The 25,512-nt window shown below is 70.6% G+C and carries 25 protein-coding genes; 16 read left to right on the top strand and 9 right to left on the bottom strand.

Translation table 11 applies throughout. The features are described 5' to 3' along the window. Position 1: 1 nt before the first annotated feature. The gene (locus tag ABZT04_RS09250) at positions 2-1,018 is read right to left on the bottom strand and encodes an aldo/keto reductase (protein ID WP_356054741.1); all 1,017 of its coding nucleotides are present in this window, start codon (positions 1,016-1,018) and stop codon (positions 2-4) included. Then, positions 1,015-1,479: a MerR family transcriptional regulator gene (locus ABZT04_RS09245; RefSeq protein WP_356054739.1), complete on the bottom strand. Its 465-nt coding sequence runs from the start codon at positions 1,477-1,479 to the stop codon at positions 1,015-1,017. Before ABZT04_RS09245 ends, ABZT04_RS09250 begins: the two co-directional genes overlap by 4 nt. Before the next feature lie 97 nt (positions 1,480-1,576). Between ABZT04_RS09245 and ABZT04_RS09240 the strand changes: the two genes are divergently transcribed. Further along, complete coding sequence (locus ABZT04_RS09240) at positions 1,577-2,044, top strand: GNAT family N-acetyltransferase (protein WP_356054737.1); 468 nt, start codon at positions 1,577-1,579, stop codon at positions 2,042-2,044. Between the two features lie 19 nt (positions 2,045-2,063). Next, positions 2,064-2,879: a serine hydrolase domain-containing protein gene (locus ABZT04_RS09235; protein WP_356054736.1), complete on the top strand. Its 816-nt coding sequence runs from the start codon at positions 2,064-2,066 to the stop codon at positions 2,877-2,879. Here ABZT04_RS09235 and ABZT04_RS09230 read toward each other — a convergent pair. After that, the gene (locus ABZT04_RS09230; protein ID WP_356055156.1) at positions 2,876-3,526 is read right to left on the bottom strand and encodes a pirin family protein; all 651 of its coding nucleotides are present in this window, start codon (positions 3,524-3,526) and stop codon (positions 2,876-2,878) included. The two genes, ABZT04_RS09235 and ABZT04_RS09230, sit on opposite strands and share 4 nt — an antisense overlap. A gap of 73 nt (positions 3,527-3,599) precedes the next feature. On the opposite strand from ABZT04_RS09230, the gene fasR reads away from it, so the two are divergent. The 5 genes from fasR (at position 3,600) to fabF (ending at position 8,513) form a co-directional block, all read left to right on the top strand. Then, entirely contained in the window at positions 3,600-4,805 is a 1,206-nt protein-coding gene (gene fasR / locus ABZT04_RS09225) for a fatty acid biosynthesis transcriptional regulator FasR (RefSeq protein WP_356054734.1), read from the top strand. 89 nt (positions 4,806-4,894) lie between these two features. Next, positions 4,895-5,812 carry an ACP S-malonyltransferase gene (locus ABZT04_RS09220; RefSeq protein WP_356054732.1) on the top strand — a complete coding sequence of 306 codons (918 nt, stop codon included), beginning with the start codon at positions 4,895-4,897 and terminating at the stop codon, positions 5,810-5,812. Positions 5,813-5,830: 18 nt separating this feature from the next. Beyond that, the gene (locus ABZT04_RS09215; protein WP_356054730.1) at positions 5,831-6,826 is read left to right on the top strand and encodes a ketoacyl-ACP synthase III; all 996 of its coding nucleotides are present in this window, start codon (positions 5,831-5,833) and stop codon (positions 6,824-6,826) included. 83 nt (positions 6,827-6,909) lie between these two features. Beyond that, entirely contained in the window at positions 6,910-7,158 is a 249-nt protein-coding gene (locus tag ABZT04_RS09210) for an acyl carrier protein (protein ID WP_015660680.1), read from the top strand. Positions 7,159-7,241: 83 nt separating this feature from the next. Continuing rightward, on the top strand, positions 7,242-8,513 hold the full coding sequence (gene fabF / locus ABZT04_RS09205; RefSeq protein WP_356054728.1) for a beta-ketoacyl-ACP synthase II: 1,272 nt from the start codon (positions 7,242-7,244) through the stop codon (positions 8,511-8,513). Positions 8,514-8,585: 72 nt separating this feature from the next. On the opposite strand, the gene ABZT04_RS09200 is transcribed toward fabF, so the two are convergent. Further along, entirely contained in the window at positions 8,586-9,080 is a 495-nt protein-coding gene (locus ABZT04_RS09200) for a DUF3145 domain-containing protein (protein WP_352183372.1), read from the bottom strand. A 248-nt stretch (positions 9,081-9,328) separates the two neighbouring features. On the opposite strand from ABZT04_RS09200, the gene ABZT04_RS09195 reads away from it, so the two are divergent. Further along, positions 9,329-10,228 carry an SGNH/GDSL hydrolase family protein gene (locus ABZT04_RS09195; protein ID WP_356054726.1) on the top strand — a complete coding sequence of 300 codons (900 nt, stop codon included), beginning with the start codon at positions 9,329-9,331 and terminating at the stop codon, positions 10,226-10,228. 190 nt (positions 10,229-10,418) lie between these two features. Continuing rightward, entirely contained in the window at positions 10,419-11,390 is a 972-nt protein-coding gene (locus tag ABZT04_RS09190; RefSeq protein ID WP_356054725.1) for an aldose epimerase family protein, read from the top strand. Positions 11,391-11,474: 84 nt separating this feature from the next. On the opposite strand, the gene ABZT04_RS09185 is transcribed toward ABZT04_RS09190, so the two are convergent. Beyond that, the gene (locus tag ABZT04_RS09185) at positions 11,475-13,922 is read right to left on the bottom strand and encodes a glycoside hydrolase family 3 C-terminal domain-containing protein (protein ID WP_356054723.1); all 2,448 of its coding nucleotides are present in this window, start codon (positions 13,920-13,922) and stop codon (positions 11,475-11,477) included. 110 nt (positions 13,923-14,032) lie between these two features. Between ABZT04_RS09185 and ABZT04_RS09180 the strand changes: the two genes are divergently transcribed. Continuing rightward, complete coding sequence (locus ABZT04_RS09180) at positions 14,033-14,608, top strand: TetR/AcrR family transcriptional regulator (RefSeq protein WP_356054721.1); 576 nt, start codon at positions 14,033-14,035, stop codon at positions 14,606-14,608. A 153-nt stretch (positions 14,609-14,761) separates the two neighbouring features. Then, positions 14,762-16,027, top strand: a complete 1,266-nt coding sequence (locus ABZT04_RS09175) for a pyroglutamyl peptidase (protein ID WP_356054719.1) — start codon at positions 14,762-14,764, stop codon at positions 16,025-16,027. Here the strand turns inward: ABZT04_RS09175 and ABZT04_RS09170 are convergent. Next, positions 16,013-16,813 carry an EI24 domain-containing protein gene (locus ABZT04_RS09170; protein WP_356054717.1) on the bottom strand — a complete coding sequence of 267 codons (801 nt, stop codon included), beginning with the start codon at positions 16,811-16,813 and terminating at the stop codon, positions 16,013-16,015. The genes ABZT04_RS09175 and ABZT04_RS09170 overlap by 15 nt on opposite strands. A 44-nt stretch (positions 16,814-16,857) precedes the next feature. Next, positions 16,858-17,721, bottom strand: coding sequence for a hypothetical protein (locus tag ABZT04_RS09165; RefSeq protein WP_356054715.1), 864 nt, complete (start codon positions 17,719-17,721; stop codon positions 16,858-16,860). Between the two features lie 271 nt (positions 17,722-17,992). On the opposite strand from ABZT04_RS09165, the gene ABZT04_RS09160 reads away from it, so the two are divergent. After that, entirely contained in the window at positions 17,993-19,153 is a 1,161-nt protein-coding gene (locus ABZT04_RS09160; RefSeq protein ID WP_356054713.1) for a serine hydrolase domain-containing protein, read from the top strand. Between the two features lie 268 nt (positions 19,154-19,421). Here ABZT04_RS09160 and ABZT04_RS09155 read toward each other — a convergent pair whose 3' ends face one another. Further along, the gene (locus ABZT04_RS09155) at positions 19,422-20,420 is read right to left on the bottom strand and encodes an NADP-dependent oxidoreductase (RefSeq protein WP_356054711.1); all 999 of its coding nucleotides are present in this window, start codon (positions 20,418-20,420) and stop codon (positions 19,422-19,424) included. A gap of 99 nt (positions 20,421-20,519) precedes the next feature. Between ABZT04_RS09155 and ABZT04_RS09150 the strand changes: the two genes are divergently transcribed. Further along, positions 20,520-20,957 carry a MarR family transcriptional regulator gene (locus ABZT04_RS09150; protein WP_356054709.1) on the top strand — a complete coding sequence of 146 codons (438 nt, stop codon included), beginning with the start codon at positions 20,520-20,522 and terminating at the stop codon, positions 20,955-20,957. A gap of 32 nt (positions 20,958-20,989) precedes the next feature. On the opposite strand, the gene ABZT04_RS09145 is transcribed toward ABZT04_RS09150, so the two are convergent. Continuing rightward, the gene (locus ABZT04_RS09145; RefSeq protein ID WP_356054707.1) at positions 20,990-21,727 is read right to left on the bottom strand and encodes a hypothetical protein; all 738 of its coding nucleotides are present in this window, start codon (positions 21,725-21,727) and stop codon (positions 20,990-20,992) included. Positions 21,728-22,233: 506 nt separating this feature from the next. On the opposite strand from ABZT04_RS09145, the gene ABZT04_RS09140 reads away from it, so the two are divergent. The 3 genes from ABZT04_RS09140 to ABZT04_RS09130 all read left to right on the top strand — a co-directional run bounded on the left by ABZT04_RS09140 (position 22,234) and on the right by ABZT04_RS09130 (position 25,479). Further along, entirely contained in the window at positions 22,234-23,391 is a 1,158-nt protein-coding gene (locus ABZT04_RS09140) for a mandelate racemase/muconate lactonizing enzyme family protein (RefSeq protein ID WP_356054705.1), read from the top strand. Then, positions 23,388-24,392: an alcohol dehydrogenase catalytic domain-containing protein gene (locus ABZT04_RS09135; protein ID WP_356054703.1), complete on the top strand. Its 1,005-nt coding sequence runs from the start codon at positions 23,388-23,390 to the stop codon at positions 24,390-24,392. Before ABZT04_RS09140 ends, ABZT04_RS09135 begins: the two co-directional genes overlap by 4 nt. 121 nt (positions 24,393-24,513) lie before the next feature. After that, positions 24,514-25,479, top strand: a complete 966-nt coding sequence (locus tag ABZT04_RS09130) for a hypothetical protein (protein ID WP_356054701.1) — start codon at positions 24,514-24,516, stop codon at positions 25,477-25,479. Positions 25,480-25,512: the final 33 nt, after the last annotated feature.

The following is a 25,512-nucleotide window of genomic DNA, read 5'->3' as shown; positions in this document are numbered from 1 at the left end:
CCTATTCCCTACTGGCGGAGGCGAAGTTCATGTCCGGGTAGCGGTCTCCCGAGACCTTCGCCGCGATCGGCTCCAGGAGGGACAGTTCCTCGTCGGTCAGGACGATCCTGGTCGCCGCCGTGTTCTCCTCGACCCGGGTGGCCTTGCGGGTGCCCGGGATCGGTACCACCGGCAGACCGTGGACCTGGGCCTGCTGCTGGACCCAGGCCAGCGCGATCTGCCCGAGCGAGGCACCGTGCGCCTCGGCGACCGCGCGGACCGGTTCCAGGAGCGCGACATTGGCCGCCGCGTTCTCACCGGTGAACCGGGGCTGCGTACGGCGCACATCGCCCTCCGTCAGCTCCTGGTCGGCGTTCGCGAACGACCCGGTGAGGAAGCCCCGGCCGAGCGGCGAGTACGGCACCAGGGCCACGCCCAGCTCATGGGCCGCCCCGACCAGGCTGATCTCGACGTCACGGCTGAACAGCGACCACTCCGACTGCACGGCGGCGATCGGGTGCACGGCCTGCGCGGCCCGCAGCTCCGCGCCGGTGACCTCGCTCAGCCCGAGATGCTTGACCTTGCCCTCGGCCACCAGCTCGGCCATCGCGCCGACGGTGTCCTCGATGGGGACGTTCACATCCCGCCGGTGCATGTAGTAGAGGTCGATGACATCGACGTCCAGCCGCTGAAGGCTCGCCTCGACGGATGCGCGGATGTACGCCCGGTCGTTGCGGATGACCCGCCGGTTGGGCTCACCGGGCGGGATCGAGATGGCGAACTTCGTCGCGATGACGACCTCGTCGCGGTGCGCCTTGAAGAACGGTGACAGGAACCGCTCGTTGTCCCCCGCGCCGTACGCGTCGGCCGTGTCGTACAGGGTCACGCCCAGTTCCAGGGCCCGGTCAAGGGTGGCCCGCGACTCCTTCGCGTCCGGGGGGCCGTAGGCGAAACTCATGCCCATGCAGCCGAGTCCCTGTACACCGACCTGGGGGCCGTCGGCACCCAGTCGTACGGTCGGGACCGTGCTGTCGGTCATGCTGTCTTCTCCTTCTCGTATGCGTGACCGGCCTCGCCGTAGAAGGCGATCTTCCGGTCGAGAACGGCGAGCGTGTCGTGGAGTTCGGCGATCCTGGCCACGACGTCGCGTCTGGTCGTCTCCAGGAGCGCGAAGCGTTCGCCGTAGGTGTGCTCGCCCTCGCGGACCAGCTCGGCGTAGCGGACCATGTCGGCGACCGGCATACCGGTCAGGCGGAGCTTGCCGACGAGGTCGAGCCAGTCGAGGTCGCGGTTGCTGTAGCGGCGCTGCCCGGTGTGCGAGCGGTCGATGTGCGGCATCAGGCCGATGCGCTCGTACCAGCGCAGAGTGTGTGCCGTCAGGCCGGTGAAGGCGACGACCTCGCTGATCGTGTAGCTGTCCTCACCGTCCGGCCGCCGGTCGGCCTGCGGGAGTCCCGCGCAGTTGTCGGTCCTGGTACCCGTGGTCTCCATCACCGTCATGGCCACCACGCTATGACCTTGGAGTGCACTCGAAGCAAGCGGAACCGGTAAGAAATCGACGGGACGCCCCTCAGGCGCGGTCGATAGCGTACGGACCATGAGTCTCGTACGACGGGCAACCCCCGACGATGCCGCCGAACTGCTGCGACTGCGCCAGGTGATGATCGACTCGATGCCGAGTCGGGACCACTCCACGGACTGGCACGCGGAGTCCCTGCCGACGCTACGGCACCGGCTCGACGCGGACGACGACTTCGGGGCCTTCGTCGTCGACCACCCGGAGCGGCCGGGCGCGTTGGCGGCCCTGGTCGTGGGGACGGTCGACTACCGCATCGGCAAGGCGGAGAACCCGCACGGAAAGGCAGGCTACGTCTTCAGCGTCGCCACCGATCCCGACGCCCGGCGCCGCGGATACGCGCGCGCCTGCATGGACGAGCTGCTCCAGTGGTTCCGCGAGCGCGGCGTCGGCCAGGTCCTCCTCACCGCCTCCCCCGAGGCCGAGCCGCTCTACGCCTCCCTCGGCTTCACCCGCAAGCCGGACCCCGTGATGAGTCTGACGCTCTGAACCACCTACCCTCGACAGCATGTCCTTGCAGAGCCTCGCGCTGATCGAGAACTGGCCGGTGCCGACCGCCGCGGCGGGTGTCGTACGAGCCGACGGCACCCTCCTCGGGACCCACGGCCCCGTCGACCACCGCTTCCCGCTCGCCTCGGTCACCAAGCCCCTCGCGGCGTACGCCGTCCTCGTCGCGTACGAGGAGGGCGCGATCGAACTGGACGAACCGGCCGGCCCGCCCGGCTCCACGGTCCGCCATCTCCTCGCCCACACCTCGGGGTTGGCCTTCGACGAACACCGCGTGACGGCCCCGCCCGGACAGCGCCGCCTGTACTCGAACGCGGGCTTCGAGCAACTGGGCGACCACCTCGCGAAGGCGACGGAGATCCCCTTCGCGGAGTACCTCCATCAGGCCGTCCTCGCCCCCCTCGGCATGAACTCGACCTCACTGAACGGCTCCCCGGCGAAGGACGGCGTCTCGACGGCCGAGGACCTCCTCCGCTTCGCCGCCGAGGTCCAGGCCCCCCGCCTCCTCGACCCCCGCACGGTCGCCGAGGCGATGACGGTCCAATACCCGGGCACCAAAGGCGTGTTGCCCGGCTACGGCCACCAGAATCCGAACGACTGGGGCCTGGGCTTCGAGATCCGCGACTCCAAGTCCCCCCACTGGACCGGCAGTTCATCGTCTCCGCGCACCTTCGGCCACTTCGGCCAGTCCGGTACGTTCCTGTGGATCGACCCGGCGGCGGGCGTGGGATGCGTGGCACTGACGGACCGGGCGTTCGGGGCGTGGGCGGTCGAGGTGTGGCCGAGTTTCACGGACTCCGTCCTGGCCGACCTCTAGGCCATCTCCCACATCAACAACTCGGCCCCCGTCTCCGCCTCCACCACCAGATCCCGCGCGTCCGTGATGCGCGCAGCGTCCCCGGCCCCCAACTTCTCTCCCTCCAGCCGCACTTCACCGCGCACCACATGCACATACACATGCACGGCGTCCGGTACGGCCGTGCGCTCCCCCGGCCCGAGCCGCCGCACGTGCAGCATCGCGCCCGCCTCCGGTACCGCGTAGGGCGTGGAGTCGGCGATGCCGTGGACGATCTCGTACGACGGTTCGCCGCCGGGTTCCAGCGGGGCCAGCCACATCTGCACGAAGGTCAACGGGCCGTCGGTGTCGTTGCGTTCGACGTGCCGCACACCGGCCGCCGAGCTGAGGCGCTGGACGTCGCCGGGGCGGACGCGGGTCAGGTGGCCCGTGGAGTCGCGGTGGCTCAGCTCCCCTTCCACGACCCAGGTGATGATCTCGGTGTGGCTGTGCGGGTGTTCGTCGAAACCGGCGCCGGGCGCGAGCCGCTCCTCGTTGCAGGCGATGACCGCGCCGAAGCGGAGGTTGTCCGGGTCGTAGTGCGCCCCGAAGGAAAAGGCATGCCGGGTCTCGATCCCGGCCGCCGGGTCGCCCCCGGGGTAACGCTCGTCGGCACGCCGTACGTCCATCACGGACACCACGGTAGACCTCGGTCGCGACCCACCACCGCACAGTGCCGTCCCGATAAGGCAGTCTTGTCCCGTGCCCGAACCCGAAACCAGCAGACCCGCCGCCCCCCTGCCCCGTGCCCACTCGCACCCGGCGACCCTGAAGCGGCTGGAGCAGTCGTCCGGGAGTCTTGCCGCCCAGGCCATCGCGCGGATGGACGAGACGCTGCCGTGGTACCGGGCGATGCCACCGGAGAACCGCTCCTGGATCGGGCTGGTCGCGCAGGCGGGTATCGCCGCGTTCACGGAGTGGTTCCGGCACCCGGACGCGCCCCAGGCGATCTCCACCGATGTGTTCGGGACCGCGCCGCGTGAGCTGACCCGGGCCATCACGCTCCGGCAGACCGTCGAGATGGTGCGGACGACCATCGAGGTCATGGAGTCCGCCATCGACGAGGTGGCCGCTCCCGGTGACGAGTCGGTGCTGCGTGAGGCGCTGCTGGTGTACGCCCGGGAGATCGCGTTCGCGACGGCCCAGGTGTACGCGCAGGCCGCCGAGGCGCGCGGTGCCTGGGACGCCCGGCTGGAGTCGCTCGTCGTGAACGCCGTGCTCAGTGGTGAGGCCGACGAGGGGGCCGTATCCCGGGCCGCCGCGCTCGGCTGGAACTCGCCCGAACACGTCTGCGTGGTGCTGGGCACCGCGCCCGAAGGTGACAGCGAGCTGACCGTGGAGGCGATCCGGCGGGCCGCCCGGCACGCCAAGCTCCAGGTGCTGACCGGGGTGCTCGGGGACCGGCTCGTCGTCATCGCCGGGGGCAACGACAATCCGCTCGCCGTGGCCAAGTCGCTGATCGGGCCTTATGCGGCCGGACCCGTCGTGGCCGGGCCCATCGTGCCCGATCTGCTGGCCGCCACCCGGTCCGCGCAGGCCGCCGCCGCCGGGCTCAAGGCGTGCTCCGCCTGGCAGGACGCCCCGCGCCCGGTACTGGCGGACGACCTGCTTCCGGAACGCGCGATGGCCGGTGACCCGGGTGCGCGGGACCAGTTGGTGGAGGAGATCTACAGACCGCTGGAGGAGGCCGGGTCCGCGCTCCTGGAGACGCTCAGTGTCTACCTGGAGCAGGCGAGTAGCCTCGAAGGTGCGGCGCGGATGCTGTTCGTGCATCCCAACACCGTGCGCTACCGGCTTCGACGTGTGACTGACGTCACCGGCTGGTCGCCATCCGATGTACGTTCCGCGTTCACGCTGCGGATCGCGCTGATCCTGGGGCGTCTGGCCGATGGAGATCCCCAGACCTAGCCTTTTGTCGGGGGTCCACAAAACGCCCCCGGGTTCTTCGTCCCTGTCCCCACGGGCGGCCGTGCCCGTCCCCAAGAGAGAGTGTGAGAGTGCTCGTACTCGTCGCTCCCGGCCAGGGCGCCCAGACGCCCGGCTTCCTGACCCCCTGGCTCGACCTCCCCGGTGTCGAGGACCGTCTGCGTGCCCTCTCGGCCGCCGTCGACCTCGACCTGGTGCACTACGGCACGGACGCCGACGCGGACGAGATCCGTGACACGGCCGTCGCCCAGCCGCTGCTGGTCGCCGCCGGACTGGTCTCCGCGGCCGCGCTCGGCGAGGTGTCGCCGGGTGCCGTCGCCGGTCACAGCGTCGGTGAGATCACCGCCGCCGTCTTCGCGGGCGTGCTCGACGACACGGCCGCCCTGACCCTCGTACGCAAGCGGGGTCTGGCGATGGCCGAGGCCGCCGCGATCACGCAGACCGGGATGTCGGCGCTGCTCGGCGGCGACCCGGACACCACGGTCGCGCACCTGGAGAAGCTGGGCCTGACCCCGGCGAACGTGAACGGCGCGGGCCAGATCGTGGCCGCCGGCACGCTGGAGCAGCTTGCCGCCCTGGAGGCCGACAAGCCCGAGGGTGTGCGCCGGGTCGTGGCGCTGAAGGTGGCCGGCGCGTTCCACACGCGGCACATGGCCCCGGCGGTCGACACGCTGGACAAGGCCGCGCGGGAGCTGACGCCGGCCGACCCGACGGTCACGTACATCTCGAACAAGGACGGCAAGGCAGTCGCCACCGGCGCCGAGGTGCTGGAGCGGCTGGTCGGCCAGGTCGCCAACCCGGTCCGCTGGGACCTGTGCATGGAGACCTTCAAGGAGCTGGGCGTCACCGCCCTCCTGGAGGTGTGCCCCGGCGGCACCCTGACCGGCCTCGCCAAGCGCGCCCTGCCCGGTGTGCAGACGCTGGCCCTGAAGACCCCCGACGACCTCGACGCGGCCCGCGAGCTCATCGCCGAGCACGCCAACGCCTGAAGAAGGAGCCGTACGCACATGTCGAAGATCAAGCCGAGCAAGGGCGCACCGTACGCGCGCATCCTCGGTGTGGGCGGCTACCGTCCGGTCCGTGTCGTGCCGAACGAGGTGATCCTGGAGACGATCGACTCGTCCGACGAATGGATCCGCTCGCGTTCGGGCATCGAGACCCGGCACTGGGCGAACGACGAGGAGACCGTCGCCGCGATGTCCATCGAGGCGTCCGGCAAGGCGATCGCGGACGCGGGGATCTCCGCCGAGCAGATCGGCGGCGTGATCGTGTCGACGGTCTCGCACTTCAAGCAGACCCCGGCGGTGGCGACGGAGATCGCCGACAAGCTGGGGACGAGGAAGGCCGCCGCGTTCGACATCTCGGCGGGCTGCGCGGGCTTCGGCTACGGCCTCACGCTCGCCAAGGGCATGGTCGTCGAGGGCAGCGCCGAGTACGTGCTCGTCATCGGCGTGGAGCGGCTCTCCGACCTGACCGACCTGGAGGACCGCGCGACGGCCTTCCTGTTCGGTGACGGGGCGGGCGCGGTCGTGGTGGGGCCCGCCAAGGAGCCGCACATCGGCCCGACCGTGTGGGGCTCGGAGGGCGACAAATCCGACACCATCAAGCAGACCGTGCCGTGGGACCAGTACGACAGCACGGGCAAGTTCCCTGCGATCACGCAGGAGGGCCAGGCGGTGTTCCGCTGGGCCGTGTTCGAGATGGCGAAGGTCGCCCAGCAGGCGCTGGACGCGGCCGGGATCACCCCGGACGACCTGGATGTCTTCATTCCCCACCAGGCCAACGAGCGGATCATCGACTCGATGGTGAAGACGCTGAAACTGCCGGAGCACGTCACGGTCGCGCGTGACGTACGCACCACCGGCAACACCTCGGCCGCCTCGATTCCGCTCGCTATGGAGCGGCTTCTGGCGACCGGTGAGGCGAAGAGCGGCGACACCGCGCTCGTCATCGGCTTCGGGGCGGGTCTCGTGTACGCCGCGACGGTCGTTACCCTCCCCTAGGCACTGCGTGCCGGATCATCACCGACGATCCGGTTCGTGCACCATCGCCAAACCCTCTGGATCACTAAGAAGGAGCGCCTGACATGGCCGCCACTCAGGAAGAGATCGTCGCCGGTCTCGCCGACATCGTGAACGAGATCGCCGGCATCCCGGTTGAGGACGTCCAGCTGGACAAGTCCTTCACCGACGACCTGGACGTCGACTCGCTGTCCATGGTCGAGGTCGTCGTCGCCGCCGAGGAGCGCTTCGACGTCAAGATCCCCGACGAGGACGTCAAGAACCTCAAGACGGTCGGCGACGCGACCGACTACATCCTCAAGCACCAGGCCTGAGCCACCTCTTAGGCCCGGCTGCATGGCCCCGCCACCCGGCGGTGGCGCCGCTTAATCCTCGTACCGTTGGAGAAAGATTTCCCGTGAGCCCGACCAATCGCACCGTGGTCGTCACCGGTATCGGCGCAACCACACCGCTGGGTGGCGACGTAGCCTCTACCTGGGAGGGGATGGTCGCCGGCAGGTCCGGCGTCAAGCCCCTGGAGCAGGAGTGGGCCGCCGAGCAGGCGGTCCGTATCGCCGCGCCGGTGGCCGTGGAGCCCTCCGAGGTCATCCCGCGTCCGCAGGCCCGCCGTCTGGACCGCTCGGCGCAGTTCGCGCTGATCGCGGCCAAGGAGGCGTGGGCGGACGCCGGTTTCACCGACAAGGCCGGTGACGACCCCGCCGTGGACGCCGACCGTCTGGGCGCCGTCATCGCCTCCGGTATCGGTGGTGTGACGACCCTGCTCGACCAGTACGACGTGCTGAAGGAGAAGGGCGTCCGCCGCGTCTCCCCGCACACCGTCCCCATGCTGATGCCGAACGGCCCGTCCGCCAACGTGGGTCTGCTCGTGGGCGCCCGCGCGGGTGTGCACACGCCGGTCTCCGCGTGCGCCTCGGGCGCCGAGGCCATCGGCTACGCCATCGAGATGATCCGCACCGGCCGCGCCGACGTCGTCGTCGCGGGTGGCACGGAGGCGGCGATCCACCCGCTGCCGATCGCCGCGTTCGGCAACATGATGGCGATGTCCAAGAACAACGACGACCCGCAGGGCGCCTCGCGTCCCTACGACACCGCCCGGGACGGCTTCGTCCTCGGCGAGGGCGCCGGTGTCCTGGTCCTGGAGTCCGCCGAGCACGCCGCGGCGCGCGGTGCCCGGGTGTACGCGGAGGCAGTCGGGCAGGGCATCTCCGCCGACGGCCACGACATCGTGCAGCCGGAGCCGGAGGGCCGCGGTATCTCGCAGGCGCTGCGGAACCTGCTCGCCAACACCGACCTGGACCCGGCGGAGATCGTGCACGTGAACGCGCACGCGACCTCGACGCCGGCCGGTGACGTGGCCGAACTGAAGGCGCTGCGCAAGGTGTTCGGCGACGAAGCGGACCACATGGCGGTCTCGGCGACCAAGTCGATGACCGGTCACCTGCTGGGTGGCGCGGGCGGTGTCGAGTCGGTCGCGACCGTCCTCGCGCTGTACAACCGCGTCGCTCCGCCGACCATCAACGTCGAGAACCTCGACCCGGAGGCGGAGGCCAACGCGGACGTCGTCCGCGGCGAGGCCCGCAAGCTGCCGGTGGAGGGCCGTATCGCCGCTCTGAACGACTCGTTCGGGTTCGGCGGGCACAACGTGGTGCTGGCGTTCCGTACGGTCTGAGAAGTCCCTGTACGACGCTGAAGGGCCCCCACCGGCTGGTGGGGGCCCTTCACGCGTGTCCGGGTCCGGAGCTCAGACCACCTGGTGCAGCCAGCGCACCGGAGCGCCCTCGCCCGCGTATCGGAAGGGCTCCAACTCGTCGTCCCACGGCTTGCCGAGCAGCTTGGCGATCTCCGCCTCCAGGTCGGTCTCGCCCTGTTGAGACCTCGTCAGGGCCGCGCGGAGCCGGTCCTCGGGGATGAGGATGTCGCCGTGGATGCCGGTGACGGCGTGGAAGATGCCGAGGTCGGGGGTGCAGCTGTAGCGCTCGCCCTCGGCGGTGGGGCAGGGTTCGGCGGTCACCTCGAAGCGCAGGAGGTGCCAGCCGCGCAGCGCGGAGGCCAGCTTGGAGGCGGTGCCGACCTCGGCCTGCCAGGAGAACTCGGAGCGCCAGGTGCCGGGCGCCGCGGGCTGCCGGATCCAGTCGAGGCTGACGCGTGTGCCGAGCACCCCGGCGACGGCCCACTCGACGTGCGGGCACAGCGCGCGCGGCGCGGAGTGCACGTACAGAACTCCACGTGTCGTCACCGGGACCTCCGGACAGAGCGGGGCATCTTGCGGGCTGGCAAACGGCGGCGGCAGGGCCGCCACGTTGAGGGCGAGGCTACCGTGCGGCAGCGCAAGGAGTGTGACGTACCGTCCGTCCCGGTGCCAGGAAACCCCGCCATTCACCCAGGGGGACGCTTGTACGGGGGTGAGCCGTTGCAGCGCGCGCGGACGGGAACCCTGGCGCGTTGTTATGGGTTGAGACCGTTGTGGAGGGGATGGGTCTCAACATGCGAATCCGACGTCGTCGTTCACGTGCCGCGCTCGCCGTCGTGACGGCGGCCGTGCTGGGCGCGGCCGGCTGCGACGCGGGCGGGGGCGACTCGGCCGGCGCGCACAGCAAGAGCGGTACGGCGACCGCGGCGAAGCCCTCCCCCACCCCGGCGTGGGACCGCAGCCCGTCCTCGGTCGCGGCGGTCGGCGACTCCATCACCCGCGGCTTCGACGCCTGTACGGTCCTGTCCGACTGCCCGGAGGTGTCCTGGGCGACGGGCAGCGAGGCCTCGGTCGACAGCGTCGCCGTACGCCTGCTGGGAGCGACGGGCGCGGCGGAGCGCAGTTGGAACTACGCGGAGACCGGGGCGCGGATGGCCGACCTGCCCGCGCAGATCGGCCGGGCGGCCGTGCGCAAGCCGCAGTTGGTGACGGTGATGGTGGGCGCCAATGACGCCTGCCGGGCCTCGACTTCCGCGATGACCTCCGTGGCCGACTTCCGCGCCGAGTTCGAGGACTCGCTCAAGGCCCTGCGCCGGGCGCTGCCGAAGACGCAGGTCTACGTGGCGAGCGTGCCCAATCTCAAGCGGCTCTGGTCGCAGGGGCGGACCAACCCGCTGGGCAAGGAGGTGTGGAAGCTGGGCATCTGCCCCTCGATGCTGGCCGACGCGGACGCCCTGGACTCGGCCGCGACCGAGCGGCGGGACACCGTGCAGGAGAGGGTGGAGGCGTACAACAAGGTCCTGGAGCAGGTGTGCGCGACGGACGAGCGATGCCGTTTCGACGGGGACGCGGTCTACGACTACCGCTTCGGCACGGACCAGTTGAGCCAGTGGGACTGGTTCCATCCGAGCAGGAACGGCCAGGCCCAGCTCGCCGCGATCGCCTACCAGCGGATCACCGCACGCCAACCCTGACCTAGGGCCTGTCTGACAATTCCCGTCTGCCGCGCGACGCCATGCACGCACTCTCGCCGCACCCGGCGCAGACCCGAGTACGTCCAGTACGCGGGTCTACGCCGGGCACGCCGAGAGCACGCACCTGACGCCGCGAGGCCGCCCTCCGGGCGACGACGGGAATTGTCAGACAGGCCCTAGGGTTTCCCTCATGAGCGAACTCTTCGGCACCCTGCCCGACGGCACCCCCGTGCACCGCTGGACCCTGGAGCGGGCGGGCGTCCGGGTGCGGGTGCTGTCGTACGGCGGAATCGTGCAGTCGGTGGAGGTGCCGGACCGCGCCGGGCACACCGTGAACGTGGTGCTCGGTTTCGCGGACCTGGACGGCTATCTCACGCACCCGGCACCGTATCTGGGCGCTCTGGTCGGGCGGTACGCGAACCGGATCGCGGGCGGCCGTTTCCCACTGGAGGGCGTGACCCACTCCCTCGCGCAGAACAACGCGCCGAACTCCCTGCACGGCGGTGAGCGCGGCTTCGACAAGCGGGTGTGGGACGTCGAGCCGGTCGAGCACGGGCTGCGGCTCAGCAGGGTCAGCCCGCACGGCGAGGAGGGCTTCCCGGGCCGCCTGGACGTCTCGGCGACGTACACACTCGACGAGTCGGGCGCGCTGCGCTTCGGCTACGAGGCGACGACGGACGCGCCGACCGTCGTCAACCTCACGAACCACAGCTACTTCAACCTGAGCGGCTCCGGCACCGCGGCCGGCCATGAACTCCGGCTCGTCGCCTCGCGGTTCACGCCGGTCGACGCGGACCTGATCCCCACCGGTTCCCTCGACGACGTGACGGGCACGCGCTTCGACTTCCGTGAGCCGCGGAAGGCCGGCGCCGGCTACGACCACAACTTCGTGCTCGACAAGGGCCTGACCCCGGCCCCGGTGGAGATCGCCGAGCTGCACGACCCGGCGTCCGGCCGGGTGCTGACGGTGGCGACCACCGAGCCCGGCATCCAGCTCTACACCGCCGACCACCTCGACGACCCCTTCGCCCCCGGCGACGGCATTGCCCTGGAGACCCAGCACTTCCCCGACTCCCCCAACCACCCGGACTTCCCCAGCACGGAGCTGCGCCCGGGCCAGACCTACCGGTCGGAGACGGTGTACGGCTTCTCGGCGCGCTGAGCGTGCCGGTTTCGGGCATGAATGAGCCCCGGTCCAGGGGTCAGGTCCCGGACCGGGGCTGTCTGTGGGGAAACGTGTCCCTGTTCAGACGTTAATCGTCGTGGCGACCCTGCGGTCCGTGATCGAGCGGCCCGCGTGGATCTCGTACGAACCCTTTACAACTGCCCACCCGTTCGTCGTCTCATCCCAGATCTCGAAAGCCCGGTGCGGAAGTTCGACGATCACGTCGACGCTGTCCCCCGGCCCGGCCTCCACCCCCGCGAAACCGGCCAGCCAGCGGGCCGGACGCTCCGGGTCGGCGTCCGCCGGGGCGACGTAGACCTGGACGACCTCACGACCGTGCCGGGCACCGGAGTTGGTGACCCGGACGGTGACGGACGTGCCCTCCGCCGTGCTCTCCACCACGATCCCCTCATACGTCCACTCGGTGTAGCCGAGACCGTGCCCGAAGCCGTACGACGGAGTGCGGCCCGCCTTCTCCCAGGCCCGGTAGCCGATGAACACGCCCTCGGTGTACGGGAGTTCGCCGTTCTCCGGGACGACCCGGGTGACCGGGGCGTCGGTCAGGGACCCCCAGGTGGTGGGCAGGCGGCCGCCGGGCTCGTGGGTGCCGGTGAGGACGTCGGCGAGGGCGGCGCCGCCCTCCTGGCCGGGGAACCAGCCGAGCAGGACGGCGGCGACCTCGTCGCGCCAGGGCAGTTCGACCGGGGAGCCGGAGTTGACGATCACGACGGTGTTCGGGTTGGCGGCGGCGACGGCGTGCACCAAGTCGTCCTGGCGGCCAGGGAGCCGGAGGTCGGTGCGGTCGTATCCCTCCGACTCCACGCGCTCGGTGGTGGCGACCACGACGACGGCGGTGTCGGCGGCGCGGGCCGCCTCGACGGCCTCGGCGATGAGTTCGTCGGGGTCTCGCTGCGGCTCCTGGTGGACGAGCGTGAAGCCGATGGCCTTGAGGGGGAGGTCCTTGGGGAGGGCGACGACGTAGGTCAGGGACACCTCGACCGGGGTGCCGGCGGTGAGTTCGACGCGGGCCCGGGGTTCGGGGGCGCCGAAGAAGGAGATGAACGGGTCGCCCTTGAGGGGGCGTTGGACGTCGTCGTAGTACGTCGTGCCGTCGACGACGAGGGTGAAGGCGCCGACTCCCTTGATGCCGAAGGTGTGGTGTCCGGTGTCGCGCGGGGTGAAGGTGCCGGTGAGTTCGACGGTGTGCAGGGTGTCGTGGGTGACGCCCTCGGGGAGGTCCGAACCCATCCACTGGATCTGCCCGTTGGGCGCGGAGCCGGTGCCGATGACCGTGCCGTCGGTGTCCCGGCAGACGGCTCGCAGCTCGAACCCCTTGTCGGCGACGGCGAGTTCGGTGTTCGGGTCGGCGCCGACGGCGTAGGTGAGGGTGCCTTCGGGGAGGGCGGCGGTGAGGCCGTCGAGCGGGGAGACGACCCGGGCCGGGAAGACGGTGGCGGAACCGCCGCCGAGGACACGGGCATCGCGGGCGGCGGCGCCGAGGAGCGCGACGGTGCCGTCCGGCTTCAACGGAAGCGCCCTGTTCCCGTCCCGAACCTCGTTCCGGACGAGGACGAACGACCGGCGGGCGATCTCGCGGGCGAGGGCCTCCCCGTCGACGGTGTCCGGGAGTTGGTCCGCCGCGACGACGGGTTCGGCGCCCTCCAGGATGCCGACGCGGGCGGCGAGCCGCAGCACGTTCCGTACGGCGGCGTCGACCGTGGCCTCGTCGACCTCGCCGTCGCGCACGGCCCGGGCGAGCGCGACGCCGTAGACGGTTTTGGGGCCGGGCATGGCGACGTCGAGGCCGCCCTCGATGTCACCGGTCGTCGAGCGCGCGGCCGTCCAGTCGGAGACGTTGAAGCCGTCGAAGCCCCATTCGCCGCGCAGGACCTCGTTCACCAACTGGCGATGCTCGGTCATCGTCGTGCCGTTGACGGTGTTGTAGGCGGTCATGATGCCCCAGGGGTGGGCGTTCTCGACGATGTGCTCGAAGGGGGCCAAGTACAGCTCACGCAGGGCGCGTTGGGAGACGAGGTTGTTCACGGTGAAGCGGTCGGTCTCGGCGTCGTTGGCGACGAAGTGCTTGACGGTGGTGCCGACACCTCCGGACTGGACGCCTCGCACATACCCGGAGCCGATCCGCCCGGTGAGGTACGGGTCCTCGCTGTACGCCTCGAAGTGCCGGCCGCCGAGCGGGGAGCGGTGCAGGTTGACGGTCGGCGCGAGCAGGACGTGAACCCCCTTGCGTCGGGCCTCCTGGGCGAGCAACACGCCCGCGCGGCGGGCGAGTTCGGGGTCCCAGGAGGCGGCGAGGGCGGTCGGGGACGGCAGCGCGACGGACGGGTCGTCGGCGGTCCAGCGCACGCCCCGGACGCCGATCGGGCCGTCCGACATCACGAGAGACCTCAGCCCGATCTCCGGGAGGGCGGGCAGGGACCACATGTCCTGCCCGGCCAGGAACCGGGTCTTGGCGTCGAGATCGAGCTTGCCGAGGGCCGCCTCGACGACTGCTTCATGGGTGTGCGCCACCACGGTGCCTCCTGGGTGAGTCCGTCCTGTGCCCTGTGCCTCTCATCGTGCATCGGTTACCTGTAGAGCGGTAGGTTTCGTAACGCCGTCGTTATATTCATAGGGGCCGGATGTCGTACGGTGACGCCATGAACGCCAGGGCCAAGAGTGAGGAGCGGCGCGCCGAGATCGTGCGGGCCGCCCTGGAGGTGATCGCCGAGCGCGGCTACCGGGGCGCGAGCCTGGCGGCGGTGGCGGAGCGGGTCGGGCTGACCCAGCAGGGGCTGCTGCACTACTTCCCGACGAAGGACGCGCTGCTCGTCGCCGTCCTGGAGGAACGGGACCAGTGGGACGCCGTACCGGACAGCCGCTGGCGGATCGACCTGCTCGCCTCACTGGTCGAGTACAACGCGATGCGGCCCGGCATCATCCAGACCTTCTCGGCGCTGCTCGGCGAGAGCGTGACGGAGGGGCATCCGGCGCGGGACTACTTCACCGAGCGTTACGCCCGCGTCCGGGCCGGCATGGCGGCGGTCCTCCGCACCGAGTACGGCGACCACCTCCCGAACGGCCTCACCCCCGAGCGCACGGCTCCGCTGCTGGTCGCGGTCATGGACGGCCTCCAGTACCAGTGGCTGCTGGACCCGGAGTCGGTGGACATGCCGGGGGCGTTCAGGGATTTCCTGGCGCTGCTGGGCGAGGTCTGAACTCACCGGTCACTGGCGCCAGATGACGGCCAAGGGGGGTGCGTGCCGACGGCGCAACTCAGCCCACCGGGAACCCGTGGCGTAGACCACTCCCGTCACGCGATACTGCCGCCGTCGTCCCGCACCCCACTGCGACGGAAGGTGTCAACCACCGTGAACGGCATACGAGTTAGGACGAGTGTCCTCGGGCTGGCCCTGTTGGCGGGTTTCTCCGCGCCCGGTACCGGACCGGCGGCGGCCGTCACCGCTGTCTCACCCCTCTCCCCGACCGTAGAGGAGCAGCGACTCGACAAGGCGGTACCGCAGGAGATTCTTCAGCACTCCGGATTCGACACCGTGGCAACGGAGTTCACCCGTGCTCTCGAAGGGGCGCACAGCTACGCGCAGGCCCGCCGGGTCGTCGTACGCGAGGGAACGGCCCTGTGGCGGCGGGCCGTTGACCGTGCGCAGGGGCGGGGGCCGGCGGGTGGGGATCTCAGTCGGGACGACGATCGGCCGCTGTACTGGGCGCGGCTCGGGATGACGCGGGAAGTGCGGGGGTGGGAGCCGCAGTTCGGGGTCAGTGAGAGTCAACGGGCGGCGCTGCTCTCCGAGTTGGAGCTGACCTCGCGCGGGCAGAGCGGTATCCGGTATCCGCAGGAGAAGGGGATCAAGCGGATTCTGGTGACCGGGTTCGACCCGTTCACGCTGGACCGGGACATCCGGATCTCCAATCCCTCGGGGGCGATCGCGCTCGCGCTCGACGGCACGGTGATCCGGACTGCGGACGGCCTGGCGCGGATCGAGACGGCGATGTTCCCGGTGCGGTGGGCGGACTTCGCGGAGGGGACGGTGGAGCGGGCGTTGCGGCCGTATCTGCCGAAGGTGGATCTGTTCACGACCGTGAGTCAGGGGCGGGTGGGCCGGTTCGACGTGGAGCGGACCAACGGTGCCTGGCGGGGCGGGTTCCCGGACAACGACAACGTGTCCCGGACGGAGACGGTCCCGGTCACCGACCCGGCCTCACAGCCCCAGTGGACGTCAACGACCCTGCCGTACAAGGAGATTGCGACCGCCGACACCGGGCGCTTCCCCGTCTACGACCACACCGAGGTGACCGAGATCCCGGCGGGCGGAACCGACCCCGTCGTACGGCCGGACGGGCCGACCACGGGGTCCACGGCGCGGGCCGGGGGCGGTGGCGACTATCTCTCCAACGAGATCGCCTACCGCGCGACCCTGCTGCGGGACCGGCTCGGGCTGCACGACTCGCTGCCGGGCGGCCATATCCACACGCCGGTGCTGGAGTTCGGGCCGGGCAACACGGACCCGGCGACGGGGACGATCACCGACCCGGAGTTCGTACGGAACCGCGTCGACATCATCGCGCAGGTCAGGGCGATGGTGACGGTGGCGATGAACGCCTCACGAGCCGCCTGACACGGCCCCGCGCCCCTCGCCCTCCTCGCCGTCCCCCTCGGTCTCCTCCCCCAGCAGGTCCCGCGCCATCATCGTCGCCCCCGCCACCGCCCCCGGCATGAGGAACACCGCGACGAACGGGACCAGGAAGGAGAGGCCGAGGGGGGTGCCGAAGCCCCAGACGAGGGTCTTGCGGGAGCGCAGCAGGGTGAGGCGGGCGCGGAGGTCGACGCCCCGGCGCTGGAGGGCCACGGCCGTCAGTTCCTCGGTGAGGAAGAACCCGGTGACGAAGAACCCGATCACCGGGATCACCGTCTGCCCGACGAACGGCAGGAACCCGAGGGCGAAGAGCAGCACGCCCCACAGCAGAGCCCGCACCAGCACACGGAGGCTGTCGCGGGCCGAGATCCACAGTTCGCGCCAGAGCGGGAGGCCCGACTCCGGGGCGGTGCCGTCGGGCGAGATGTCCCGGTCGACCTTCTCGGAGAGGGTCTCGTAGAAGGGCTGCCCTATCAGGAGGGTGACGGCCGTGAAGGTCAACACCGAGAGCAGCAGGGCCAGTACGAACAGCACCGCCGTGAGGAAGCCCCGGAACAGACCCTGCCAGGGGCTCGACCAGTCGTCCGCGAAGGGCGTCGCCCAGCCGACGAAGTCCCCGCCCCAGAGCGCCAGCGCGACCAGCACCGCGACATAGAGGACCAGCGTGATCAGGCCAGGGATCAGCCCGAACCCGTAGTGCCGTCCGTGCCGGGCCATCCAGCGCTGGCCCTTCAGGAGGTAGCTGAATCCCGCCCCAAGATCATGCATGGGGAGAACTTTACTCACCGTCGGCATGACGCGGTCGACCGGCACTACACGGCCGAGACGGCCACCACCACGCCCCGGTCGGCCGCCGGCGACACCGCCGCCGTCACCCGCACCGCGGTCGCCCGGGCCACCCGCCCCGCGCGGGAGGTCGCCGCGAGCAGCGCGGGCTGAACCCGTTCCAGAGCGGATACCAGGACCTCCTCACCCGCGACCAGCATCGGACCGGCCGCCTTGGTGGTCGCCGCGGCCGCCTCCGTGAGGTCGGCGAGCGGCGGCAGGGCGGCGCGGACGACGTTCACGCCCGCGCTCGCGGCCCGACCGGCGAGGGCCACTTGGAGGGGCAGCAGCGGGGCCGGCGCGGACGTCAACGCCTCGGCGATACGGCGGAGTTCAGGCGTCGCGTCGGTCAGCGCGTCGGCCAGTGACCGGATCAGCGGGGTGAGGGCGAGCATCATGCCCGCGGCGACACCCGCCGCCGCGGGCAGCAACGGGGAGGCGGCCTCGACCAGTTCGCCGAGCGCGGCGGCGATCTCCTCGACCGCCGGTTCCACCGCGTCGAGCACGGGCAGCAGACTGTCGCCGAGCACGCCCAACAGGGCCTGCGCGGGCCGGCTCGCCGGGTGCACGGCCAGCGGGGCGCCGGTCGTGCCGAGCCGGGTCAGGGCGTCGACGATGCGGTAGAAGGCCTCCTGGGCCTGCGGCGAAGCGCTCGCCTCGGCCAGCTCGGCGGTGGTCTCCCGCAGCACCCGCACCGCCTCCGCACCCGAACCGTCCCGTGGATCAAGGGTGTTGATCGCGATCCTGGTGATGTTCCCGGCCGTGTCCAGGAGTTGGCCGGTGATGTCGGTGGTGCTGCGCGCCATCCGCAGCACCTCGTCCCTGCTGGGGAGCGAAGGAATCGTAGCCATGGGAACTCCTCGCCGTGCGCGCCCGCCGTCCACTGCCCGGTACCTGTGCTCAGCATGCCCGCTCCCCGGCACCGCGCATGCGACGTCCGGGTATCAACAACACCAACACCTTGTCGCCGTCGTTGAGTCGAACGGGCACCGTTCGCCGTACCGATCTACGGAACCAGGAGGAGGTCCGAGGGGGAACTCCCGCAGGTCGGACAGGCGTTGTTCACCATGGCACACGCGAGCACATGGCACACGCGAGCAGCGGATCAGTTGAGGAGAGCGGATGACCCAGAAGATCCACGGCACCGTAGCCGACGGCTTCGAGACGGTCCGGGACGAGTTCGCCGCCTTCGTGGCGGAGGAACGCGCCGACTACGAAGGCCAGTTGTGTGCATACGTACACGGCCGCCGCGTCGTAGACCTGTGGGCGGCCCCACCCGGGACGGACGCCGACGGCGACTCCCTCTACGGCGTGTTCTCGTCCACCAAGGGCGCCGCGCACCTGGTAGTGGCGTTGCTCGTGCAAGACGGCACACTGGAGCTGGACCGCAAAGTGACCTACTACTGGCCGGAGTTCGCGGCCGAGGGCAAAGACGCGCTGACTCTACGCGAGTTGCTGGCCCACCGAGCAGGCCTGATAGGGACCGACACCGGCTTCACTCTCGACGAACTGGCCGACGACCGCGCCATCGCCGAACGCCTCGCCGACCAGCGCCCGTTCTGGCGCCCGGGCGCGGCCTTCGGCTATCACGCCCTGGTGATCGGCGCCCTGACCGGCGAGATCGTCAGACGAGCAACGGGCCGCTCCCTCCAGGAAGTTCACGAGGAAAGAGTCCGAGCACCGTACGCCCTGGACTTCTTCCTCGGCCTCCCCACACCCCACGAACCCAGATTCCGCACCACCCAGCCCCCCACCCTCACCCCCGAACAACAAGCCCTGCGCGCGGCGGAGCCACCAGCCCCCCACAGCCTCACCGCGATCGCCTTCAACGAACACGCGCCACACCCCACCGACCTGGTGTCCCTGCCGAACGAACGGGTGATCCGCGCCAAGGGCCCCGCGTCGGTCGGCGGAGTGGCCTCGGCACGCGGCCTCGCCGGCCTCTACGCGGCGGCGATCAGCGAGGTCGAGGACCGTGCCGCGCTACTCAAGGCGGACACGGTGGCGGAGTTCGGCCAACCGCACTCCGTCGGCTACGACGTGGTGACCCGTACGTACCGGGCGTTCGGCCTGGGTTTCCAGGCGACCTCGGCCTTCGTGTACCCGTTCCTGGGCGCCGGCACGATCGGCCACAGCGGCGCGGCCGGCTCCCAGGCCTTCGCCGACCCCCGCAGCGGCCTCGCCTACGGCTACACCCGCCGCCGCTTCGCCTACCCCGGCGGCCCCGCCCAGGAGAACAACCGCCTAGTCAAAGCCGTCCACAAAGCAGCCCTGGCAAGCTAAAACACCGGCGGCCCACCCCGGCCAACGGCACGGGCCCACCAACTCCCACTGTCCCCACGCGCCGGCCGAGAGGGAGCCGTAGGGGCGCGCCGGTGTCGAGAGCCCGAACGCGCGGAGGCCCGAAGGGTCGAGCACGATCGGGCTCTCGACACCGGCTGAGAGCGCCCCGAAGGCGACCGAACCAATAGAGGTGCGCGCGACGGGAGTTGTGAACACCGGCTCAGTCACGGCCCGATGCTCCAGCACAGACCCAGTCACGGCCTGGTGTTCAGACCTTGACGATCATCTTCCCCGTGTTCTCCCCCCGCAACTGCCCAAGGAACGCCTCAAGATTGTTCTCGATGCCCTCGACCACAGTCTCGCGGTACTTCAGCTCACCGGACGCGACCCACGCCCCCACCTCCCGCACGAACTCCGGCTGAAGGTCGTAGTGGTCGCCGACGAGGAAGCCCTCGATGCGGCCGCGGGTCTGGATGAGACGCCCCAGGTTCTTCGGGCCGGGGGTGGCCTCGGTGTTGTTGTAGACCGAGATCATGCCGCAAATGGCAATGCGCCCACGCTCGTTGAGCGACCCGATGGCCGCCTCCAGGTGATCACCGCCGACGTTGTCGAAGTACACGTCGACGCCGTCCGGGGCGGCCTCGCGCAGTTGCCGGCTCACCGGCCCGTTCTTGTAGTTGAAGGCCGCGTCGAAGCCGTACTCCTCGACGAGGAGCTTGACCTTTTCGTCGGAGCCGGCGGAGCCGATGACCCGGGAGGCGCCCTTGAGCTTGGCGATCTGGCCGACCTGGCTGCCCACGGCACCGGCGGCGCCGGAGACGAAGACCGAGTCGCCCTCCTTGAAGGAGGCGGTGCGCAGCAGACCGGCGTAGGCGGTGAGGCCGGTCATGCCGAGGACGCCGAGGTAGGTGGAGAGCGGGGCGAGGTCGGGGTCGACCTTGACGGCGGTCTTGGCGTCGATGGTGGCGTACTCGCGCCAGCCGCCGAAGTGGAGGACGTGGTCGCCGACGGCGATGCCCTCCGCGTTCGACTCGACGACCTCGCCGACCGCGCCGCCCTGCATGACCTTGCCCAGCTCGAAGGGGGCGACGTAGGACTTGGCGGCGCTCATGCGGCCGCGCATGTACGGGTCGACGGACAGGTACTTGTTCCGCACCAGCACCTGACCCTCGCCCGGGGTCCGGGTCTCGGTCTCCACGAGGGCGAAGTCCTCGGGCTTCGGCCAGCCGACGGGGTGGCTGAGCAGGTGCCATTCGCGGTTGATCATCACAAGCGCCTTTCCTGGATGCTTCAAATACTTCAGTACCTGAAACAACCATGCGCTTGAATATTTCATGTTGTCAAGTAACGAGGTACTGTGGAGGTTATGGCCACACCCGAAAAGACGCGCTGCTCCGACCCCGTGACCCTGGAGGTCGTCGAGCTGATCGGCGACGTCGTGGCGCGGTTCTACGAGGACTACGAGGAGGCGGCGGGCGACCACGGGCTGACCGGCGCGCAGGCGCGGCTGCTGAGTCTGCTGTCCCTGGAGCCGCTGCCCATGCGCAAGTTGGCGCAGAAGTTGAAGTGCGAGCCGTCGAACGTCACGGGGATCGTGGACCGGATGGAGACGCGGGGCCTGGTGGAGCGCCGCCCCGACCCTGCCGACCGGCGGGTGAAGCTGGCGGCGGCGACGGAGGAGGGGCGCCGGATGGCCCGTAGCCTGCGTGAGTCGTTGCGGTTCGCGCGGGAGCCGCTCGCGGGGTTGTCGGACGAGGAACGGCTGGCGCTACGGGGTTTGTTGCGGCGCATGCTGGATGCCTGACGCAAGCCGCCCCTTGAACTGAACCGAACGGCTCAGGAACACCACCACAGAATCTGCTTGCACGTCTCCGAAGGCGTCGGCGTCGGACTCGGCTGCGAGGACGACGGCTCGGAGGACGGCGTGGTACTCGGATCCGAGGGGGCCGTCGAAGCAGCGGATGTGGTGCCGTCGCCGGCGCCCGTCGTGGGTGTCCCCGACTCGGTGGGATCCTTCGTGCTCTTCTCGGACGCCGAGGGTGACGCGGACCGGGATGCCGAGGCGTCCGGGGATGCCGAGCCCGTGCCGGCTCCGGTGGTTTTCGTGTCGTCGAGGGGTTCGGCCGTGCTGCCCGCCTCCGAGGTCGCCCCGCCCTCCGCCGACGCGTCGCCGGGCGCCGCGGACTTCGGGGTGGAGAACGGCGCGTCGGTACCCAGCTCGGCCAGGCTCAGCCCGCCGGCCGCCAGCACGAAGCCGGCCGCGACGAGGAGCACCCGGCGCCGTCTCCGGCGGTGTGCCGCGGCCTTGCGATCGCGACGACTCGCGCCGGCCGCGCCCGGCCCCTCGGTGTCACCGTCAGCCTCACCCCGGCGGCCCTTCCGCCGCGCGGCGCGCCCGTGCCGTACGCCACCCTCGTCACCCTCGCCGGAACCCTCATGGACGCCGAATTCGCCGTAGGCGCCGGGCCCCTCCGCGTAACCGTCAGGCTCACCCCGCCCGCGCCCACGCCGCCCGTCGGCCTCGCCGAATTCCTCACGGCCGCCGGAGCCCTCGTACGCGCCTGCCCCCGCCACGTAACCGTCATCCGCACCCCGGCCGCGCCCACGACCCTTCCGCCGCGCGGCCCGCCCCCCGTGTCCGGCGCCGTCGTCCGCCGCCTCGTACGCGGCGGTGGAGGAGGGCGCGTCCGGGCCTTTGCCGGTGGGCTCGGGCGACGTGGGGCCGGTTTGCGAATGTGTGTCAACTTCCCGCGTGAGGAAGGGAGATGACTCGGTCGGCGCTTGGGCGGGCGTGCCGCACCCCGGGCACGCGAGGGCGCCGTTGAGGTGCCGGCCGCAGGGGTGGCAGTAGTCCATGACGCGGGAAGACTAAGTTCCTCACAGGTAACGTTCATAGTCACACCTGTGAAAGTTGTGCAAGGAACCGCGCGCCTGACCGAAACCGCGATCGAAAGCCTTGCCGAAACCGTTACATGTTCGACCCATTGACACTCCCGCCCCCGCATCCTTACTGTCTGCCCAGCATTTCGAACGTGAGCCGAAATTTCGAACAGCACCGAAGAGCACAGGGGGCATCTGCCGTGCGCATCACGGGAATCAGCACGCACGTGGTCGGGACGCCATGGCGCAATCTGACGTACGTCCAAGTGCACACCGACGAGGGCCTGACCGGAGTCGGCGAAACCCGCATGCTGGGCCACACCGACGCGCTGATCGGTTATCTGCGTGAGGCCGAGACCAACCACATTCTCGGTTCCGATCCGTTCGCGGTGGAAGACCTCGTACGCCGGATGAAGTACGGCGACTACGGCCGTGCGGGCGAAATCGTGATGTCGGGCATCGCGGTGATCGAGATGGCCTGCTGGGACATCAAGGGCAAGGCCCTGGGAGTGCCGGTGTGGCAGCTCCTCGGCGGCAAGGTCACCGACAAGGTGAAGGCGTACGCCAACGGCTGGTACACCACCGAGCGGACCCCGGAGGCCTACCACAAGGCCGCGCAGGGGGTCATGGAGCGGGGCTACAAGGCCCTGAAGATCGACCCGTTCGGCACCGGGCACTTCGAGCTCGACCACGAGCAGACCCTGTACGCGGTCTCGCTCATCGAGGCCGTGCGGGACGCCATCGGGCCGGACGCCGAGCTGATGCTGGAGATGCACGGCCGGTTCTCGCCGGCCACGGCCATCCGGCTGGCGAACGAACTCGCCCCCTTCAAGCCCGCGTGGCTGGAGGAGCCCTGCCCGCCGGAGAACCTGAAGGCGCTGGAGAAGGTCGCCGCCAAGGTGGACATCCCGGTCGCCACGGGTGAGCGCATTCACGATCGCATCGAGTTCCGCGAGCTGTTCGAGAGCCAGGCCGTCGACATCATCCAGCCCGATGTCGGTCACATCGGCGGCATCTGGGAGACCCGCAAGCTGGCGGCGACCGCCGAGACGCACTACATGCTCGTCGCCCCGCACAACGTCGGCGGGCCGGTGCTGACCGCGGCCTCGCTCCAAGTCGGCTTCTCCTCGCCGAACTTCAAGATCCTGGAACACTTCAACGACTTCGCGGACGCGGACATCAAGAAGGTCGTGAAGGGCGCCCCGCAGGTGGTGGACGGCTACTTCCACCTGTCCGACGCGCCCGGTCTCGGGGTCGAGCTGGACACCGACGCGGCGGCCGAATTCCCGCAGCAGCAGGCGCGGTTCGACCTGTGGGCGGACGGCTGGGAGCAGCGCAAGCCGAAGGGCACCAAGTGAGCGCCGCGGTCGTCATCGAGGCCCCGGGCGAGCACCGGCTGGCCTCGCACGAGCCCCGGCAGCCGGACGCGGGTGAGGCGCTGGTGCGCGTGCACGCGGTCGGTATCTGTGGCAGCGACCGCGAGGTGTATCAGGGCAACAGGCCCGAGGGGTACGTCCGTTACCCCCTCACTCCGGGCCACGAGTGGTCCGGCACGGTGGAGGCGGTCGGCGCCGGGGTGCCGTCGTCCCTGGTCGGCCGCAAGGTCGTAGGGGAGGGTTTCCGCAACTGCCAGGTGTGCGACCGGTGTCACGCGGGCGAGACGACGCTGTGCACGGCGGGCTACGAGGAGACCGGCTTCACTCAGCCGGGCGCGATGGCGACCACGCTGACGCTGCCCGCCCGGCTGCTCCATGTCCTCCCGGACGAGGCCGACTTGACGGCCGCGGCGCTGCTGGAACCGGCGGCCTGCATCGCGGCCGCCGCGCTGAAGGCGAACGCGCGGCCGGGTGAGCGGGTGGCCGTCGTGGGCACCGGAACCCTCGGTATGTTCGCGATCCAGTTCCTCAGGGCGAACTCTCCCGCCGAGCTCCTCGTGGTGGGGTCCCGTCCGGACCGGGCGGCCCTCTCGGAGCAGTTCGGCGCGACGGACTTCCGTACCAAGAGCGAGCCGCTTCCCGACGACTTCGACGTGGTGATCGAGACCGCCGGCTCGGCGGACGCGGCGCGCACCGCCGCTTCCCTGCTGCGGCGCGGCGGGCGTCTGGTCCTCACGGGGATCCCGGCGCCGGGCGCCGAGGGTCTCGACCCGACCGATCTCGTCGTACGGCAGGTGGAGGTGCACACCGTCTTCGGGGCACCTCCGGACGCCTGGGCGCACACGGTGCGGGTGTTCGGGGCCGGGTTGCTCGATCCGCTGCCCCTGGTCACCCATGAACTGCCGCTCGCCGAGTTCCCCCAGGCCATCGAGCTGGTGGGGTCCGGCGATCCGAAGGTCGGCAAGGTGCTGCTGCGGCCGTAGGAAACCCCAGCCGTACGCCGGTACGGGGTGTCCTGACCACCCCGTACCGGCGTACCACCAGAGTCTTTCCGTACTCCGAGCCGCGAACCTCGTCCGAAATACCGAACACGAAGGACAGCCAGTGACCGACACCGCCACGGCAGCCCACAGGCCCGGGGAGCAGGCGCTCTCCGCGCTCGGCCTGGGCGCGCCCGCCCTCGATCCCGCCGACGCCTCTCCCCATATCTTCCCGGGCGGCGGTCGCTGGCGCACCGAGATCCCCTCGTGCGAGGGTCCCGAGGCGCTCGCGGTCGTTCTCAAGGAGTCCTCGCGCCTCGACGTGCCGATCCACCGGATCAGCCAGGGCAGCGGCGTGTGGATGCTGACCGATGCCGAGATCACCGAGATGGTCGAGGCCACCGCCGAACGCGACATCGAGCTCTGCCTGTTCACCGGTCCCCGCGGGACCTGGGACATCGGCGGCTCGGTGCGCTCCGACTCGCGCGGCGCCGGCCTGCGTGCCCGCGGCCACGACGCGGTCGCCGGCTGCGTCGAAGACGCCGTCCGGGCAACGGAGTTGGGCGTCAAGTGCCTGCTCGTCGCCGACGAGGGCGTGCTGTGGACGCTGCACCGGGCGCGTGTCGCCGGGATCATCCCGGCCGACACGACCCTCAAGGTCTCGGCGCTGATCGGCCCGGTCAACCCGGCCGCCTACGCCGTCTACGAGCGGCTCGGCGCCGACTCGCTGAACGTGCCCAGCGATCTGACGCTGGATCACCTCACCGAGATCCGGCGGGTGTCGGCCGCTCCCATGGACATGTACATCGAGGCCCCCGACGATCTCGGCGGCTACATCCGGATGTACGAGGTCGCCGAGCTGATCCGCCGCGGCGCCCCGCTCTACCTGAAGTTCGGGCTGTCCAAGGCGCCCGGCATCTACCCGTGGGGCACCCACCTGCGGGACGTGACCCTGGACACCGCGCGGGAGCGGGTCCGGCGCGGCCGGCTCGCCCTCGACCTGCTGGAGCGGCACGGCGCGGGCGGCGACATGGCTCCGCTCGGCACCCGGCTCCCCGGAGCGCTCGACCGCTTCCCCACCGAAGCCTGATCCACCCCGACACTCGCTCCACCTCTCAACGAC

It is taken from the genome of Streptomyces sp. NPDC005492 (assembly GCF_040605995.1).
Lineage (GTDB): Bacteria > Actinomycetota > Actinomycetes > Streptomycetales > Streptomycetaceae > Streptomyces.
Note: the sequence above shows the minus strand (reverse complement) of the source record. Positions and strands in the feature narration are given on the sequence as shown.

Excerpts from the sequence above, each read along its gene's own strand:
- ABZT04_RS09250 (WP_356054741.1), bottom strand. The coding sequence starts at position 1,018 with ATGACCGACAGCACGGTCCCGACCGTACGACTGGGTGCCGACGGCCCC.
- ABZT04_RS09245 (WP_356054739.1), bottom strand. The coding sequence starts at position 1,479 with ATGACGGTGATGGAGACCACGGGTACCAGGACCGACAACTGCGCGGGA.
- ABZT04_RS09240 (WP_356054737.1), top strand. The coding sequence starts at position 1,577 with ATGAGTCTCGTACGACGGGCAACCCCCGACGATGCCGCCGAACTGCTG.
- ABZT04_RS09235 (WP_356054736.1), top strand. The coding sequence starts at position 2,064 with ATGTCCTTGCAGAGCCTCGCGCTGATCGAGAACTGGCCGGTGCCGACC.
- ABZT04_RS09230 (WP_356055156.1), bottom strand. The coding sequence starts at position 3,526 with ATGGACGTACGGCGTGCCGACGAGCGTTACCCCGGGGGCGACCCGGCG.
- ABZT04_RS09215 (WP_356054730.1), top strand. The coding sequence starts at position 5,831 with ATGTCGAAGATCAAGCCGAGCAAGGGCGCACCGTACGCGCGCATCCTC.
- ABZT04_RS09210 (WP_015660680.1), top strand. The coding sequence starts at position 6,910 with ATGGCCGCCACTCAGGAAGAGATCGTCGCCGGTCTCGCCGACATCGTG.
- ABZT04_RS09195 (WP_356054726.1), top strand. The coding sequence starts at position 9,329 with ATGCGAATCCGACGTCGTCGTTCACGTGCCGCGCTCGCCGTCGTGACG.
- ABZT04_RS09190 (WP_356054725.1), top strand. The coding sequence starts at position 10,419 with ATGAGCGAACTCTTCGGCACCCTGCCCGACGGCACCCCCGTGCACCGC.
- ABZT04_RS09180 (WP_356054721.1), top strand. The coding sequence starts at position 14,033 with ATGTCGTACGGTGACGCCATGAACGCCAGGGCCAAGAGTGAGGAGCGG.
- ABZT04_RS09170 (WP_356054717.1), bottom strand. The coding sequence starts at position 16,813 with ATGCATGATCTTGGGGCGGGATTCAGCTACCTCCTGAAGGGCCAGCGC.
- ABZT04_RS09165 (WP_356054715.1), bottom strand. The coding sequence starts at position 17,721 with ATGGCTACGATTCCTTCGCTCCCCAGCAGGGACGAGGTGCTGCGGATG.
- ABZT04_RS09160 (WP_356054713.1), top strand. The coding sequence starts at position 17,993 with ATGACCCAGAAGATCCACGGCACCGTAGCCGACGGCTTCGAGACGGTC.
- ABZT04_RS09155 (WP_356054711.1), bottom strand. The coding sequence starts at position 20,420 with ATGATCAACCGCGAATGGCACCTGCTCAGCCACCCCGTCGGCTGGCCG.
- ABZT04_RS09150 (WP_356054709.1), top strand. The coding sequence starts at position 20,520 with ATGGCCACACCCGAAAAGACGCGCTGCTCCGACCCCGTGACCCTGGAG.